Origin of the sequence: Luteibacter sp. UNCMF366Tsu5.1 (assembly GCF_900119235.1) — a bacterium.
In the GTDB taxonomy this organism is placed as follows: Bacteria; Pseudomonadota; Gammaproteobacteria; order Xanthomonadales; family Rhodanobacteraceae; genus Luteibacter; species Luteibacter flocculans.
In genome coordinates this window covers 168,950-184,375 of sequence record NZ_FPIS01000003.1, presented here as the reverse complement: position 1 = coordinate 184,375, position 15,426 = coordinate 168,950, and the positions used below count along the sequence as shown (strand labels likewise).

Genomic DNA, 15,426 nt, shown 5'->3' with positions numbered 1-15,426 from the left:
GTTCAACCCTTCACGCTGCCGAGCAGCAGGCCTTCGAGGTAGTAGCGCTGCAAGGCGAGGAACAACACCAGCACGGGAAGAATCGTTACCACCGAGCCGGCCATCATCAGCTCGCTGTCCTGCACGTGCTCGCGCGCGAGCGACGCCAGAGCGATCGGCAGCGTGTAATGCTCCTGGCCCGTCAATGCGATCAGCGGCCACATGAAGTCGTTCCACGCGGCGAGGAAGGTAAAGATCGCCAGCGTGACCATGATCGGTTTCAGCAGCGGCATCACGATGGTGGCGAAGATGCGGAATTCGCCAGCGCCGTCGATGCGTGCCGCTTCCATCAGATCGTCGGGAATCCCGCTGGCGTATTGCCGCACGAGGAAGATGCCGAAGATCGTCGCAAGCGCCGGCACGATCACTGCGCCGTACGTGTTCACCAGGCCCATGTATTTCAGCAGCAGGAACAGCGGCAGCATGGCAACCTGCGCCGGTATCACCAGCGCGCCCAGCAGTACCTGAAAGAGGCGCTGGCGCCCCTTGAACTCCAGCTTCGCGAACGCGTAGCCGGCCATGAGGTTGAAGGCGAGCGAGATGAGCGTGATCGCAGTGGAGATGAGCAGGCTGTTGAACAGATAGCGGCCCATGCCCGCATTCATGAACAACTGGCGGTAGTTGTCGAGCGTGGGATGCGTCGGCAATACGGGTGGCGGCAACGCGCTCGCCTGGCCCTGCGGCATGAACGACACCGAGACCATGTACAGGAGCGGCGCGATCGCAATGGCCGCGCCACCGATGAGAAGGCCGTTGATGAGTGCCTTGGCGATGCGCGGGCTCATGCGGGCGCTCCCTGCTTCGAGAGTCGAAGCATGGTCGCGGTCACGGCGAACATGATCACGAAGAGGATGAACGCCACGGCCGACGCCGAGCCGAGGTTCCACCACTTGAAGCCTTCTTCGTACATCAGATACAGCACCGACGTCGTGCTTTGTAGCGGACCGCCTTCGGTCATCACATAGGGCTCGGCGAACAATTGGAAATACCCCGAGACCGTGAGGATGCTCACCATCACCATCGTCGGCTTCAGCATCGGCAGCGTGATGTGACGGAACTGCGCAATCGCGGATGCACCGTCGATGCGCGCGGCTTCGTATAGATCTCCCGGAATGGCCTGCAGGCCAGCCATGAAGATGATCATGTTGTAGCCGAAGTTCTTCCACACAGCGAAGAGAATGATCGTCGGCATCGCCCAGTGCGGATCGCCCAGCCAGTCCACCGTCGGGATACCGATGGCGTCGAAGGCGTAGTTGATGAGGCCGTATTTCGTGTTGAACAGATAGCGCCAGATCACCGCGACCGCGACCACCGTGGTCACGACGGGCGCGAACAGTGCGGTACGGAAGAACGGCTTGAAGCGGGCCAGCGGCGAGTTGAGCAGCATCGCGGCGCCCAACGACGTGATCAGCGACAGCGGCACACCCACCACCACGAAATACACCGTGTGCCCGAGCGCCGACCAGAACAGCGGCCGCTGCAGCAACGACCAATAATTCTCCAACGCGACGAAACGCAGGTTGCGGATGTCCGCCAGCGCGTAGAGGTCATAGTCGGTGACCGAAAGCACCAGCGCCGCCACGACCGGCAACAGAAAGAACAAGCCAAGAATGATCATGGCAGGCGTGATGAACAGCCAGGCGGCGCGCGATGTGGTCATGGGGAACCCTTGTGGCCGTGGTCGAGCATCCAGCGGCGTTTTTCCAGAAGACGATCCGCGCGCCGATCGATTTCGGCGGCGGCCTGGTCGATGGTGAGATCGCCATGCGCGGCTTGCGCCGCGACCAGTTGCATCTCGGTGACGATGCGTTCCCACTCCGCCACCGGTGGCGTGGGTCTCACGCGCTCCAGTTGCTCGCGGAACGCCGTGGCCTTGTCGTCATTCTTCAGGGCGGGTGCTTCCCACGACGAGCGGCGCGGCGGCATGTCGCCCAGGATCTCGTAGAAACGTGCTTGGATATCGGGACGCGAAAGGTATTCGATCAGTGCCCAGGCGTCGTCCTTGTGCTTGGAGCTGCGATAGATCACAAGGCTAGAACCGCCGGCATTCGACGCGCCGGGACCGTTCGGGCCGGGCAACGGCGTCGTGCCCCAGTCCGCCTGCTGTTCCGGAGGCAGACGCTTGCGGAACTCGCCGATGTTCCACGGACCGGACAGATAGAACGCATAGAAGCCCTGTCCGAACGCGGCCCAGGGATTGCCGATGCCGACGTTGGTCATCATCGGCGCCTGCTGGTCCTTGAACAGGGATACGTAGAACGCGAGTGCCTTCTTGAAGCCGGGACTGCGGAAGTTGCCGTAGCGCCCGCCATCACGCAGCAGTGGATCGTCCTGCTGCAACGCCAGCGACAGCAATTGCTCGAACTCGTTGGTCGGCAGCAGCACGCCGTACGCCTTGCCCTGCGGCTGCGCGAGCTTCGCCATCATCGCTTTCCATTCCTGCCAGTCGCGCGGCGGATGGTCGTAGCCGGCCTTTGCCAGCAGATCCTTGCGATAGAACAGCAGGCGCGTATCCACGTACCAGGGCACGCCATACAGCGCGCCGTCCACCACATTGGTGGACCAGATGGCCGGGAAATAGTCGTCGCGCTTGATCACCGACGACGCGGCGACACGCGCATCGAGCGGTTCCAAGGCGTCGAGCGCCACCATCTCCGGTATCCACGTGTTGCCCAGCTGGGTGATGTCCGGCGACGAGTTACCGGCATAGGCCGTGAGCAGCTTCTGATGTGCGGCCGTCAGGGGCAGTTGCTGCACTTCCACGTGCAGGCCGGGGTGCTCGCGCTCGAACGCCGGCAGCAGCTTCTCTACCGCTTCGCCCTCGCGACCGATGGTCCAGAACTGGAGGGTACGCGTACCCTCCTCGCGCTTCGCGCAACCGGCTACGCCGACGAGCGCCACGATCAGCGCCAGTGTCATCCGAAGCGGATGGGTCACGCACTTCACCACAGGTTGGCCGCCGTGTCGGCGTCGAGCCAGCCGCCCGAGAAGCCGGCGCGCTCCAGCCCCTTGCGGATGTACGGATTCTTCTTCATCACGTTCCAGACGAACTCGCTGCGGTAGTTCTCGATCATCAACACGATCGGCCCTTGGTCAATGCCCAGGTGCACGGTATCCGCCCAGCCGAAGCCCGGAATCAGGCGGCCGGTGCGCAGGTCGGTCTTGGTGTCGAAGGTAAGGTTGAAGGCATCGACGAAGCCGTACTTCGTGTAGATGTACTGGCCGTACTTCTTCTTCATTTCTTCCAGCGCGGGAATGACGATCTCCGGCGCGAACGCAATGGAACCGCCCGCCGCCGTCGGCACGATGGTGCCGTCGTCGGAGATGTAGTCGAGCCCCGCACCGCGAGCCGTGTAGCCGGCGTACGTACGTTCCTTGTCGCCCTGCTTGATGATCAGGCCACCGGGGCCGTTGCTGGCCGTGAGGCCCCACATGTTCTTTCCGTAACCCTTCCAGCCACCCGGATTGGCGACGGCGTAAGCCTGCTGGGAATATGCGGCGCGGCGGCTGTTCTCGAAATAATCGATGCCCGACTTCTTGTTCCAGGCATCGTGGATGCCGCGGAAGTCCACCCACGTATGGCTGTACTGATGGCCGAACAGCGGTGCGAAATTGAGGAACGTCTGGCCGTGGAACTCGCCCCAGGTCTTGTCGTAGGTCTTCGTCCAGGCCTGCCAGGCGTCGTCACCGACCGGGTGCGTGGGCGAGCCGAGCGCGAGGATGTAGACGAGCATGCCCTCGTTATAGCCCTGCCAGTCGTGCGGAATCTGCTTGCCGCCCGGCGTCCAGCCCATGCTGATGAGCGGCGCATGGTTCTGCGCCCAGGTCCATTCCACACGACGGTAGATATCGTCGGCGAGCTGGCGGATCTCCTTTTCCTTTGCATCGTCGCGGTCGTAGTAACTCTGCGCGAACAGCACGCCGCCAAGTAGCAGCGTGGTATCCACGGTGGAGACCTCGACCCAACGCGCTTCGCGCTTGCCGGTCTGCATGTTGAGGAAGTGGTAGAAGAAACCGTGGTAGCCGGTCGCGTCGTCCTCGGAATCGTTCTGCGGCGCATCGTGGAAGAAGCGCAGCGTGGCGAGCGTACGTTCCACCGCCTGGTCGCGCGTGATGTAGCCGCGCTCCACGCCGACGCCGTAAGCGGTCAGGCCGAAGCCGACGGAGGCAATGGAGGCGAACGACTGCGTCGGATAATGATCCGGGATCAGCCCGTTGCTGGGATTGGCGCTGTCCCAGAACCACTGGAACGTACGCTTCTCGAGGTCGGCGATCATCGGCGGTACTGGATGCAGATCCTTCAGCGATGCGGCGGCCGGTGCGTGCTTCGCCTTCGCCGCACCTTGCTGGGCCATGGCGAGGGGAGCCGCCAGACCGAGCAGGAGACCGACGGCGAGCGAGAGACGCTTGATCGTATTGACGTGCATGAGGCGGATCCTTCGGGCTTGCGGAGGCGGGCGGAACGATGGGGATGCGTTCGCCGTGCCTGTGGAAAGGGACGCCCGCCGCTCCTGACAGGCCAGTAAACGTTTACGTGAAGTGACCGGAGAAAGGCCCCGAAGGGCCTGACCGGAACCATACGGCGCACGCGGCGCCCTTTCAATCGCCGTGGCAATCACACGGCCACCGTGGGCGCGCGGCACTCGCGATCGATGAACTGCTGGTGGGTCGGCAGCAGGTCCACGTTGCGTGAGACGACGTCGCGAATGCTGGCGAGGAACTTCGGCAGTTCCTCGTCGGGCAGTTGATCGGCGAGCGGATCGTAACCCGCGGGCAGGATGCCCTGGCCGATCATCACTTGCACCCAGCTCACCACACCGAACATCTCGTCGCCGTTGCGGAAGAAGCGACCGCTCTGGCGGAACAGATCGATGTTCTCCTGCAACGATGCCGGAATCGCCATGGTGCGGCAGTAGTCCCAGAACGGCGAATCCGCGCGCTCCGTGGCGTGATAGTGCAGCACGAGAAAATCGCGAATGCGTTCGGACTCGAAGCGCGTCTGCGCGTTGTAGCGGTCGATGAGCAGCGGGTCCATCACGCCATCGGCGGGGAAAAGCTGCAGCAGCTTCGAAATGCCGGCCTGGATCATGTGGATGCTCGTCGATTCGAGCGGTTCCATGAACCCGCTGGCAAGACCGAGCGCCACGACGTTCTTGTTCCACGCCTTCTTGCGCATGCCCGTCACGAAACGCAGCGGGCGCGGATCGCCCAGCGCCGGGCCGTCGAGATTCGCGAGCAACGTCGCGGCGGCCTCGTCGTCGCTGATGTAGCGGCTGCAATACACGTAGCCGTTGCCGGTGCGGTGCTGCAACGGAATGCGCCATTGCCATCCCGCCGGTCGCGCTGTGGAGCGCGTATACGGCGTCGGCTCGGCCACTTTGGCGCACGGCACGGCAAGCGCGCGGTCGCAGGGAAGCCACTGGCTCCAGTCCTCGTAGCCGGACTGCAACGCGCCCTCGATGAGTAGGCCACGAAAGCCGGAGCAATCGACGAAGAGCGCGCCTTCGATGCGCTCGCCGTCTTCCATCACGATGGCAGCGACGTGGCCGGACTCGGGATGCAGTTCGACGTTACGTACCTTGCCTTCAGTGCGCTGCACGCCGCGCGCTTCGCTGTACTCGCGCAGGTAGCGGGCGTAGAGCGAGGCGTCGAAATGATAGGCATAAGCCATGCCGCTCAGTGGATTGCTGGCGGGCACGTCGGTCGGCGCGGGCAAAAACTTGCCCCGGGTCGCCGCGACGGTGTTGACGGAATAATCGTGCAGGTCGGCAGCGAGACCCGCCAGCCGCCCTTTGATCCAGAACTGATGAAACGGCGTCAGGCCAAGATCGTGGCCCATCGTGCCGAAGCCATGGACGTACGAGTCGCCCGGCCGCGTCCAGTCGTTGAACTGAATGCCGAGCTTGAAGGTGCCCTGCGTGCGCATCACGAAGTCCGCTTCGTTGATGCCCAACAGGTTGTTGAATGCCTTGATGTGCGGGACGGTGGCTTCGCCGACGCCGACGGTTCCGATGTCCTCGGATTCCACCAGACGAACGGTAGCCCGCTTGCCCAGCACGCGTGCCAGCGCCGCGGCCGCCATCCAGCCCGCGGTTCCGCCACCGACGATGACGATTGGGGTGATGCCGTAGCTCATGGCAACTCACGCATGGATCAAAGAGAAAAGGCGCCCGCGGGGAGACGCACGGGCGCTAAAAATGACGGCGTATCCGGCGAGGTCGCCGGATACGCCGGTGGAACGCTTAGAACTTGAAGCCCGCCGTGAAGCGCGCAGTGCGCGGCACGAACTGGATGTTGCCCTTCTTGTTGAAGACGACCGGGTTGTTCGTGTTAGGTGCGCCGTTCACCACGAAGTTCGTGTTGTAGTCCACGAGGTTCTTCCAGTTGAACACGTTCAGGATATCGAAGCGGATGTAGAACTTCGTCTGATCGTTGTCGTTGATCGGGAAATCCTTGGTGGCCTGTAGGTCGATGTCGCGATAACCCCAGATCTTGCCGCCCACGAGGAACTTGGAACCCGGCGGCGTATAGGCCATCGGACGCGCGCTCTCGCCGGTCGGGAAGATGTAGCCGTTGCCATAGCCCACCGCACCGTTCCAGGGCAGCGGCGTCGCCAGCGTCAGCTTTGCCGAGAAGGTGAAGCCCCACGGACCGTCGAGCGAGCCGGTTGCCACGAAACGATGCTTGGACGCAGCGTTCGAGGTGATGAACGGGTAGGCACCGATGGTCGGCTCGTCGAATGAGTAATGCTCACCGATATCGCGGTTCTGCTTCGCGCGGGTATAGGTGTACGCGAAGTTGGCGCTCCAGCCCGACTCACGCGAGTACGGCTTGTCGGCCGACAGCAGCACCTGCGTGGTGCGCGTGCGGATGCCGTTGTTGCCGACGATCATCGAGCCGAAGCCCGGGATGCCGTTGCCCCACGGCTGCGAACCGTTCTGGAAGAACGAACCGTCCGGATAGCGATTGCCCAGCGTGAAGGCAAAGCCGTCATACGACAGCACGCGGGTAATGGTCGCGTCCGTGTTCCAGTCGCCGAGCTTGTTCGACATACCAATGCTGAACTGGTCCGAGTACGGCGCTTTCAGATTGTTGTTGAGCATGTCGACTTCCTGGCCCTTATTGGTGCCAGCGACGAGCCCCTGCAGATTCTGAAGGCCGTTCAAGTAAGCCGGATCCCAGTTCACGCAGTTCGTGTTCGGACCGACCGTGCAGGGTCGATCGGGAAGGTTGAACAGGATTTCCTGGTAAGGCAGGGCCGACTTGGTCTGCTCCAGCTGCAGGTAGTCATACAGATTGCGGTCGTAGGAACGACCGGCACCACCATGGATCACGTGCTCTTCGTCCGCGAACAAGTCATACGAAAAACCGAGGCGCGGGGCCCACTGGTTCTGCGCGTGGCGGTTGTGGCCGTTGCTGATGTAGTCCTGGTAGTTGATGCCGCCCTTTGCCAGCGTCTGCGCATAGGTCTGGCCGGGGAACTGGGCCTGCGCGTTCTCGTCCAGCGAGTTGAAGCCGTCGATCACGTTCTGCGGCGTCACATAGTCGAGATACGACGGGGTCTTTTCCTTGTCCCAGCGCACGCCGAGGTTCAGCGTGAGGTGGTCGTTCAACGACCAGTCGTCCTGAATGTACGCGCCGTACTGCTTGCTGTTCGTTTCCGCGATCGGATTCAGGCCCGGCACCGGATTGGAGAACTGCGCGCGATAAGGCACCGCTTCCGTGCCGCCGTCCGGCGTGACGTTGTAGAAGAACTGCGGATTGGTGTTCTGCGCATCCTGGGCGTGCAGCGTCACGTCCTTGTACTTGTAGCCGACCTTGACGATGTGATCGCCGTGCCAGGTGAGGTCGTTGAAGGTGAAGTCGTCCGAGATCATCGGACCTTCCTGGCCCTTGATCTGCGTCGCCAGCGCCGAGGCCGCACCGGTGCCGATGATCGTTGCGTCGTTGAGCGGACGCCACGTGTAGTTATAGCCGTTGCCGTAGTTGAGCGGCAGCGGATCGTTCGACGAGTTCTCGTACGAGGCCTTGAACTCGTTGAAGTACCAGTCACCGCTGTGCTGCCAACGGAAGGTGCCGCGGGTGTCGTGGTTTTCCGTGGTGATGGACTGCGAACGCGACTGGCCCGCACCGATGTTGTCGGCCTGGGTCTCGCGGCGGACCTGTGTGCTGATCTCGATGCGATCGCGGTCGGAGAATTCCCAGTCGATCTTGCCGAAGTACAACTTTTCATCGAACGGCAGGTTCGCCGGGCCAAGCTCGGCCTGGGCAGCGGCGGGCAGCAGGCCGATCGCGCTGGCGGGCACGTCGGAACCGGGGGTGACCGTGATCGGCGTGTCGAACTTCTTCTGCTCGAAGGTCACGAAGAAGTGCATCTGGTCCTTGATGATCGGACCGCCGAGCGCAAAGCCGTATTCCTTCTCGAACGAACGCGTCTTGTCGCCGTCTTCTTCCGAAGGCGTGCGGCTGCGGTACTTGTCCGAGGTGTAGGTGTAGAAGGTCTCGCCGTGGAACTCGTTGGTACCCGACTTGGTTTCCGCCGTGATCGCGGCGGACGACACCTGGTCGTACTCGGCCTTGTAGTTCGAGGTGATGACCTTGTACTCGCCGATGGCGAGCTGCGGGAACGGGTTGCCTTGGCTGTTCACCTGGCCCGAGACACCGCCTGCCTTCACGTAGCTCTTCTGGCCCACGCCGTCGATGAAGACGTTGACCGAGCTGTCGTTCTGCGCACCGCCGCGCAGCGACGTGTGGCCCTGCGCGTCGACGCTGAAGACCATGCCGGGCACGGTGTCGGCGAATTCGAGGAAGTTGCGCGAGACCTGCGGAATCGTCTGGATCTGGCGCAGCGAGATCGTCTTCGCGACTTCCGGCGTGCGCACTTCGGTCAGCGTGGTGGCATTCACCGTCACGCCTTCCATCGAGGTGGCGGCGCTGGCATCGGCCGGTGCGGCGGCTGCAGGGGCCGCGAGGTTCAGCGTGGCGGTCGAGGCCACGGTGAGCGTCACGCTCTGCTGCGTGCCCGGGCCGGCATCCACCTGGTAGGTGGCCGGCGGCAGGCCGTTGATCACGTAGCTACCGTCGGCGCCGGCAACGGCCTTGCGGCTCAGGCCGGTCTGCGAATTGAACGCAGTAACGGTGGCGCCGGGCTTGGCCTTGCCGCGCAAGGTGGCGATGGCCGACTGCGCGTACGCGGTAGGTGCCATCACGCCGGCGGCAACCGTCGCGGTGATGACGCCGGCTAGCATCTTTTTCTTCAACTGCATCGAGGCTTTCATTGTTCCCCTCTCCCGAAATGTCTTCTGTGTGTGTTCCGGCCCGTGGGCGTGATGCACGGTGATCGGCGTTGCCGTCGATTCGCGGGTGGTCGAGCCACTCTTGGAAGCGTTATGTCCCCGTGTATCTGCCCGTTCCGCAGGTGCGGACCGATGTTTCTAGCGGTGTCCTGAAGTGACGCCGTCCTGGGATTCCCATCCACGGCCCGGCAAGCCGTGTCCTACGACGAAGCGTCAGGCTCGTCGTCGTGCCATGTCGCTACCGCCGCACGAGGCGCGGACGACGAGTTCGGTACCGACGACGGCGCGCGGTCGCGGCGCTTCGTCCTCGGGGGTTTCAATCATCTGGACCAGCCGTTCCAGCGCGGCCTCGCCCAGTTCGGCGATGCGGATGCGTACGGTGGTGAGCGACGGCGTGACGTAGCGCGCCATCGGAATGTCGTCGAAACCGACCACAGCGATGTCCTGCGGCGTACGCACCTGCGCTTCGGACAAGGCCGAAAGGCAGCCGATGGCCATCATGTCGTTGGCGGCGAAGATCGCATCCGGTCGCGGCACCATCGCCAGCGCCTGCTTGCCCGCTTGGTAGCCCGATTCCTCGGTGAAGTCGCCCGGCAGTACGGCGGCACGGTCGCCCATGCCCGCAGCGTTGAGCGCCTCGCGATAGCCGCGGATGCGCTCCTGCACGTCGTGGTTCACTTCCGGACCGGCGATGAAGACGATGCGCTTACGGCCCAGTCCGATCAGATGCTCGGTCATGGCGTGAGCACCACCGAAGTCGTCGACGTCGAGCGAGGCGTGGCGATCGGAGCGCACGTGGCTGTTGATCAGCACCGTGGGCAGGGAGGTCGGCAGGTTCTCGTCGAGGAAGGCCTCGTCGGCGTGCGGCGACATCACCAGCAGGCCGTCCACGCGACCCTGCATCGCGCGCAGGGCGACCGCCGCCTCGGTGGCGTCGCCGTGCGAGCTGGAGACCAGCAGGTACAGGCCACGCGAACGGGCGGCGAGATCGATGCCGCGGATCAATTCGGAGAAGAAGGCGCCATGCAGATCGGGCAGCAAGGCGCCGATCGTGTTCGTACGCCGGGTGATGAGGCTACGCGCGGCATTGTGCGGCACGTAATGCAGCCGTGCGGCAGCCTCGCGAATGCGTGCCTGGGTCTCCGGCGTGACACCGCCATTGCCGTTCAAGGCGCGCGATACCGACGCTACCGAGACATTGGCCATGCGGGCAACATCTTTGATGGTTACGGCCATGCGTGTGCTTTGCCTCTGGATCGTCTAGGGCGCCCTGGTGGCGAAACGTAAACGTTTTCATCAAACGCTGTAAAGGGTCGCTTAAGGCCTTTCGTCGCTGCACTGCCGCATTATTTGCGCCCTGAAAATGCGGGAAAAAGCCGCTGTTGCAGCGTCGCAAGCTTCTGCGGTGTCATGCTGCACTGCGCAAACGATCGTTCGTCGCAGTCCGCATGGCTCATAACAAAGAGGCGGCCTTTCGGCCGCCTCTTCAGATCAATCGTGAAGGTTTAACGCGATCAACCGGCTGGCATCAGGGCGAAGGCCACCGGCTCTCCGGCAGTCGAGGACGGCGCGATCCACGCGTCGAACCAGCCCGGCTCGGCGTCGAACGCGCCGTCGGCGCGGCAGAACGCCAGCATGGCCCGGTCGATCCGGAACGAAACCCTGGCCGACTCTCCCGCATCGAGGCGGATCTTCTGAAAGCCTTTCAGTTCACGGATCGGGCGCACGCGGCTTCCGACCCGATCGCGGATGTAGAGCTGCACCACTTCCTCGCCCGCGACGCTGCCCTCGTTGGTGATGTCCACCTCGACCACCACCTGGCCGTCCCAGGGCATGGACGCCGTGTCGATCCGCGGCGTGCTGTAGCGGATCGGGGCGTAGCCCAGGCCATGGCCGAATGGGAAGCGCGCTTCGTTGGGGGTTTCGCGCCAGCGCGTGCGGAACGCTTCGGGGCCGCCCGCGCGGTACGGTCGCCCGGAGGCGAGGTGGTTGTAATAGAACGGCTGCTGCCCGGCGTCGCGCGGAAAACTGATCGGCAGGCGACCGGACGGGCTGTAGTCGCCGAACACGATGTCGGCAATGGCGTGGCCCGTCTGCGTGCCAAGGAACCAGGTGAGCAGGATGGCGTTGGATGCGCAGGCCTCGTCATCGAGTGCCAGTGCGCGACCCGTGCGCAGCAGCAGCACCACCGGCGTGCCCGTGGCACGTACCGCGGCAATGAGGCGGCGCTGGGCATCCGGCAGCACGATCTGCGTGCGCGATTGCGCCTCGCCCGAATAGCTGGCCGGCTCGCCGACCGCCAGCAGCACCACATCAGCTGACGAGGCGGCAGCCACCGCCGCATCGATGCCGCCGTCCAGATCGGTGTCGATGCCCGAGCCCTGCACGATGTCGAGCCGGCTACCGTCACCCATGGCGGCGCGCAGGCCCGTCACCAGATCGATGCTGCGCGAGCGGTCGCTGAAGATGCTCCAGCAGCCGTCGAGGTTTTCGGTGTCCTCGGCAAAGGGGCCGATCAGCGCGATGCGGGAGGTGTCGCGCGACAGGGGAAGCACGCCATCGTTACGCAGCATGACCACCGAACGCCGGGCGGCATCGCGGGCGAGTTCATCGTGTTCCGCGATCCACGGCGGTGGCTGATCGCTTTCGCGCAGCGAGCGGTAGGGATTCTCGAAAAGCCCCATGCGCTGCTTGACCGTCAGAACGCGGCGAACGGCTTCGTCGATGGTCGCCATGGAGACGCTGCCATCGGCAACGCAATCGGCAAGATGCTTCATGAACACGCCGCTCTGCATGCTCATGTCGAGGCCGGCATTGAGGCTCAGTTGCGCCGCGTGTTTTTCGTCTTCCGCAAAGCCGTGATCGATCAGCTCGAAATCCGACGTGTAATCGGACACCACGAAACCTTCGAAGCCCCACTCGTCGCGCAGCACGGTGGTCAACAGATGGCGATTTGCCGTGGCGGGCACGCCGTTGACGTCGTTGAAGGCGCTCATGATCGACAACGCGCCTGCGTCGATCGCGGCGCGGAACGGCGGCAGGTGCACTTCACGCAGCGTCTGCTCGGAAATGTCCGCGCCGCTGTAGTCGAGCCCGGCCGCGGCCGCGCCATACGCCGCGAAATGCTTGGGCGTGGCGAGCATCGAGTCGTCGGCGTCCAGATGCGGGCCCTGGAAGCCGCGCACGCGCGCGGCAGCGAAGACGCTGCACAGGTGCGTGTCCTCACCGGCCGTTTCGGCAACGCGACCCCAGCGCTGATCGCGCGCGATGTCGACCATGGGCGCGTACGTCCAATGCAGCCCTTCTGCCGTTGCTTCCACCGCCGCGGCGCGCGCGGTGCGTTCCGCCAGGGCCGGTTCGAAGCTGGCGGCCTCGCCGAGCGGGATCGGGAACATCGTACGCATGCCGTGGATCACGTCGGCACCCAGCAGCAGTGGAATACCGTGAGGGCTTTCCTCGACGGCCATGCGCTGCAGGTCGTAACCCTCGCGAGCGCCGACACCGTTGAACAGTGCGCCGATTTCCCCCTTACGGATCATGTCGCTCACGACATCCGGCGGCCACGGGAACGTGTCCGGATTCACGTCGAAGGCGAACGGCCTGAGCGCGTCGGCAAGTACCGTCAACTGCCCCAGTTTCTGGGGAAGGGACATCTTGGCAATCAACGAGTCGATGTCCACTTTTTTTGAGCTCATGCAACGCGCTCCAGGCGATTTGCGCGCATGCTACGTAAACGATTACATTCGGTCAAATACGCGCGCAGACGCAGAGAATCGGGCCACTTGAGCCCGTCGTGACGACTCAGCGCGCGGGTTCGGGAGCGCGGGGCCAGGCCCAGATGCTGCAGGGATCGCCTTCGCGTCCACGACGTCGTGTCGCCACGCCGAGCCAGGCGAAGCCTACACCCATGGCGATCGCAACGAGATCGGTGCCGATCACGGCATAGCGTCCTTCGGCCAGGCTGCGCAGGAGTCGGTCGCTGTGGAGCGCTACGTCAAGCAGGCCTACGGCCGCGCTGGCGATGGCCGTGGCGAACAGCAGATCGACGGCCGCGCGAGCCGGTTGGCGCCACAGCGTCCAGCCGATGGCCGCGGCGACCACGGCGAAGAACGTCGGCTTCACCACGGCGTTGGGTTCCGCCCCCGCCAACGGTCCCAGCAGGTTGGCGAGAAACGCGACCGAGACGCCAAGGCAGGTGCCGAGGCAGATACCCACGGTGGCGATCGCCATCGCACGCACCTTTCGCGGCTGATCCGCATGCCGGCGTTTGCGCCGGGTTTCGACGTAGAGCAAGTTGCCCGAATAGAACAGGAAGGCGCCGGCAAGACCGAGCAGGAAATAGAGCCAGCGCAGCGAGAGACCGCCGAAGGTGCCGAAGTGCAGGCCGAAGATGGCCGAATGCGTCGCGTGGTTCGCGTCGCGCGCACCCGCCAGTTGAAGATTGAGCACGCGCCCGTCGATCGCATCGAGCGCCACGGCACCGTATTCGCCCAGCGCCTTCGTGGACGTTCCGCGGACTTCCGCCGTCGCGCCTTGTCGCCCGTAATGCACGTAACGCATGTAATCCGGCGAGAAGTCGGCAGCACCGGCCGCGAGCGCGGCCTGCCGCGCACGTGCACCCAGCTCGGCCGGGGACAGCATCGTGGCCGTACCGCCTTTGTCTTGCGTGGCGGGCATTGCACTGGTCGCACGGTCGTACGCAGGCATGAGCTTGCCGCCGAACGTCAGCGTGTTGAAAGCCATCAACGTCACCAGCGAGAGACACAGCAGCGCGCCGGTCACCGCGAAAATGATGTGGAAGGGCAGGCTGAGGATGCCGATCACGTTGTGCGCGTCCTGCCACAGCCGCTTCAGGTTGTGGCCGGGGCGAAGCGCGAACAGATCGCGCAGCAGGTGGGGCAGGTGGATCAACAGGCCGGTCACCAAGGCCAGGCCGTAGATCACGCTGACGACACCCATCAAGTAAATGCCGACCTTGGGAATGCCGAGGTCGTAGTGCAGTTCGTAGACGAAGTCGGCCAGACCGTGTTCGTGGTCCTCGGCGTCATGCGGCGCGCCGCTGTCGAGTGTCTGCGTCTTCCAGCCGTCCTTGTCCATCCAGTACGCCGTCACCTCATGGGATGGGTGGTCGGCGGGGAAGGTCACGCCGATCTGCTCGCGTGCCGCGGGATGCTTCGCGACGATGTCGGCCAGCAGCGCATGCGCGCGATCCATGCTGTCGGCCCGCGCTTCCTCCGCATGCGGCATGGCCCAGATGTCGATCTCCTCGTGAAACATCGTCAGCGCGCCGGCATAGAAGGCGACGAACAAGGCGAAGCCGGCGAGCAGACCGGTCCAGGTGTGTACGGTGGTGAAGGTGCGGAGCGTGGACGTCTTCATGGGTTCACAGCCCCGGCATCGTCTGCTTGGCGAGGTAGAGCGCGGCAAACGCGCCGAGATTCGCCACGGCCAGCCACGCCCACGCACGGGCACCGCTGGTAAAGAGAAATGTGGCAGCCATCACGCCGGTCCAGAGCGGGAAGAACGCGACCAGCATCGGTATGACCACGGCCTCGCTCGATCCGGGCCACAGCCAGATCGCCAGGGAAATCAAGGCCATGGATAGCGGGAGGCCGAGCAGGATGCCGGCAAGGGTCTTGGCGAGCATCAGCGCCGACTCCGCTCGGCGGCGGGTCGGACCAGCCAGACCAGATAAGGCAGGGCGACCGCGCCCAGCATCAGCGCGGTCAGCGCCGCGAAGAAGCCCGGCAGCGACGTCGCGCTCGCCACCCAGGCCAGGACGGCGACGACGGCGAGCGCGGCGGCCGCCAAGCGCGCCCCACGCCCTAACGGCTGACGCAGCAGACGCTGCTGGGAAGAGGCGAGATAGAAGAACGCGATAGCGGCGAAGGCCGCCACGCAGCCGAGGACATCCATGGGCGGGACCGTAGGGATTGATTGATAATTATTATCATCTGCACCCCTGCGGTCAAATTCGCCACTGCTCAAGTTTTGACCAACCCAACCGTTAACTGAATACGGGGTTGCGGTGAAACTAGCGTTAAGTGGCCTCGTTAAATTAGGATTAACACCCCACCGATCATCGCCATGG

General features: G+C 64.0%; 11 protein-coding genes. All 11 read right to left on the bottom strand.

Annotated elements, in window-relative coordinates; all coding sequences use genetic code 11:
- Window positions 1-2: 2 nt before the first annotated feature.
- The 11 genes from BT115_RS14570 to BT115_RS14520 all read right to left on the bottom strand — a co-directional run bounded on the left by BT115_RS14570 (window position 3) and on the right by BT115_RS14520 (window position 15,251).
- On the bottom strand, window positions 3-824 hold the full coding sequence (locus BT115_RS14570) for a carbohydrate ABC transporter permease (protein ID WP_072323351.1): 822 nt from the start codon (window positions 822-824) through the stop codon (window positions 3-5).
- Complete coding sequence (locus BT115_RS14565; RefSeq protein ID WP_072323350.1) at window positions 821-1,699, bottom strand: carbohydrate ABC transporter permease; 879 nt, start codon at window positions 1,697-1,699, stop codon at window positions 821-823. The genes BT115_RS14570 and BT115_RS14565 overlap by 4 nt, the downstream gene beginning before the upstream one ends.
- Complete coding sequence (locus BT115_RS14560) at window positions 1,696-2,958, bottom strand: sugar ABC transporter substrate-binding protein (protein ID WP_072323665.1); 1,263 nt, start codon at window positions 2,956-2,958, stop codon at window positions 1,696-1,698. The genes BT115_RS14565 and BT115_RS14560 overlap by 4 nt, the downstream gene beginning before the upstream one ends.
- Window positions 2,959-2,981: 23 nt before the next feature.
- Window positions 2,982-4,466, bottom strand: coding sequence for a glucoamylase family protein (locus tag BT115_RS14555; RefSeq protein WP_072323349.1), 1,485 nt, complete (start codon window positions 4,464-4,466; stop codon window positions 2,982-2,984).
- A gap of 188 nt (window positions 4,467-4,654) precedes the next feature.
- Window positions 4,655-6,175, bottom strand: coding sequence for a tryptophan halogenase family protein (locus BT115_RS14550; protein WP_072323348.1), 1,521 nt, complete (start codon window positions 6,173-6,175; stop codon window positions 4,655-4,657).
- A 106-nt stretch (window positions 6,176-6,281) separates the two neighbouring features.
- The gene (locus BT115_RS14545) at window positions 6,282-9,317 is read right to left on the bottom strand and encodes a TonB-dependent receptor (RefSeq protein WP_072323347.1); all 3,036 of its coding nucleotides are present in this window, start codon (window positions 9,315-9,317) and stop codon (window positions 6,282-6,284) included.
- A gap of 231 nt (window positions 9,318-9,548) precedes the next feature.
- Window positions 9,549-10,571, bottom strand: coding sequence for a LacI family DNA-binding transcriptional regulator (locus BT115_RS14540; RefSeq protein ID WP_072323346.1), 1,023 nt, complete (start codon window positions 10,569-10,571; stop codon window positions 9,549-9,551).
- A 278-nt stretch (window positions 10,572-10,849) separates the two neighbouring features.
- The gene (bglX, locus tag BT115_RS14535) at window positions 10,850-13,030 is read right to left on the bottom strand and encodes a beta-glucosidase BglX (protein ID WP_072323345.1); all 2,181 of its coding nucleotides are present in this window, start codon (window positions 13,028-13,030) and stop codon (window positions 10,850-10,852) included.
- Between the two features lie 106 nt (window positions 13,031-13,136).
- A complete protein-coding gene (locus tag BT115_RS14530) occupies window positions 13,137-14,714 on the bottom strand; it encodes a PepSY-associated TM helix domain-containing protein (protein WP_072323344.1) in 1,578 nt (525 codons plus the stop codon).
- Window positions 14,715-14,718: 4 nt separating this feature from the next.
- On the bottom strand, window positions 14,719-14,982 hold the full coding sequence (locus BT115_RS14525) for a hypothetical protein (protein ID WP_072323343.1): 264 nt from the start codon (window positions 14,980-14,982) through the stop codon (window positions 14,719-14,721).
- A complete protein-coding gene (locus BT115_RS14520; RefSeq protein ID WP_072323342.1) occupies window positions 14,982-15,251 on the bottom strand; it encodes a hypothetical protein in 270 nt (89 codons plus the stop codon). Before BT115_RS14520 ends, BT115_RS14525 begins: the two co-directional genes overlap by 1 nt.
- Window positions 15,252-15,426 lie beyond the last annotated feature (175 nt).

Bases quoted from the DNA above. Each gene is read 5' to 3' on its own strand.
- BT115_RS14570 (WP_072323351.1), bottom strand. From the start codon at position 824: ATGAGCCCGCGCATCGCCAAGGCACTCATCAACGGCCTTCTCATCGGT.
- BT115_RS14565 (WP_072323350.1), bottom strand. From the start codon at position 1,699: ATGACCACATCGCGCGCCGCCTGGCTGTTCATCACGCCTGCCATGATC.
- BT115_RS14560 (WP_072323665.1), bottom strand. From the start codon at position 2,958: ATGACACTGGCGCTGATCGTGGCGCTCGTCGGCGTAGCCGGTTGCGCG.
- BT115_RS14555 (WP_072323349.1), bottom strand. From the start codon at position 4,466: ATGCACGTCAATACGATCAAGCGTCTCTCGCTCGCCGTCGGTCTCCTG.
- BT115_RS14550 (WP_072323348.1), bottom strand. From the start codon at position 6,175: ATGAGCTACGGCATCACCCCAATCGTCATCGTCGGTGGCGGAACCGCG.
- BT115_RS14545 (WP_072323347.1), bottom strand. From the start codon at position 9,317: ATGAAAGCCTCGATGCAGTTGAAGAAAAAGATGCTAGCCGGCGTCATC.
- BT115_RS14540 (WP_072323346.1), bottom strand. From the start codon at position 10,571: ATGGCCGTAACCATCAAAGATGTTGCCCGCATGGCCAATGTCTCGGTA.
- bglX (WP_072323345.1), bottom strand. From the start codon at position 13,030: ATGAGCTCAAAAAAAGTGGACATCGACTCGTTGATTGCCAAGATGTCC.
- BT115_RS14530 (WP_072323344.1), bottom strand. From the start codon at position 14,714: ATGAAGACGTCCACGCTCCGCACCTTCACCACCGTACACACCTGGACC.
- BT115_RS14525 (WP_072323343.1), bottom strand. From the start codon at position 14,982: ATGCTCGCCAAGACCCTTGCCGGCATCCTGCTCGGCCTCCCGCTATCC.
- BT115_RS14520 (WP_072323342.1), bottom strand. From the start codon at position 15,251: ATGGATGTCCTCGGCTGCGTGGCGGCCTTCGCCGCTATCGCGTTCTTC.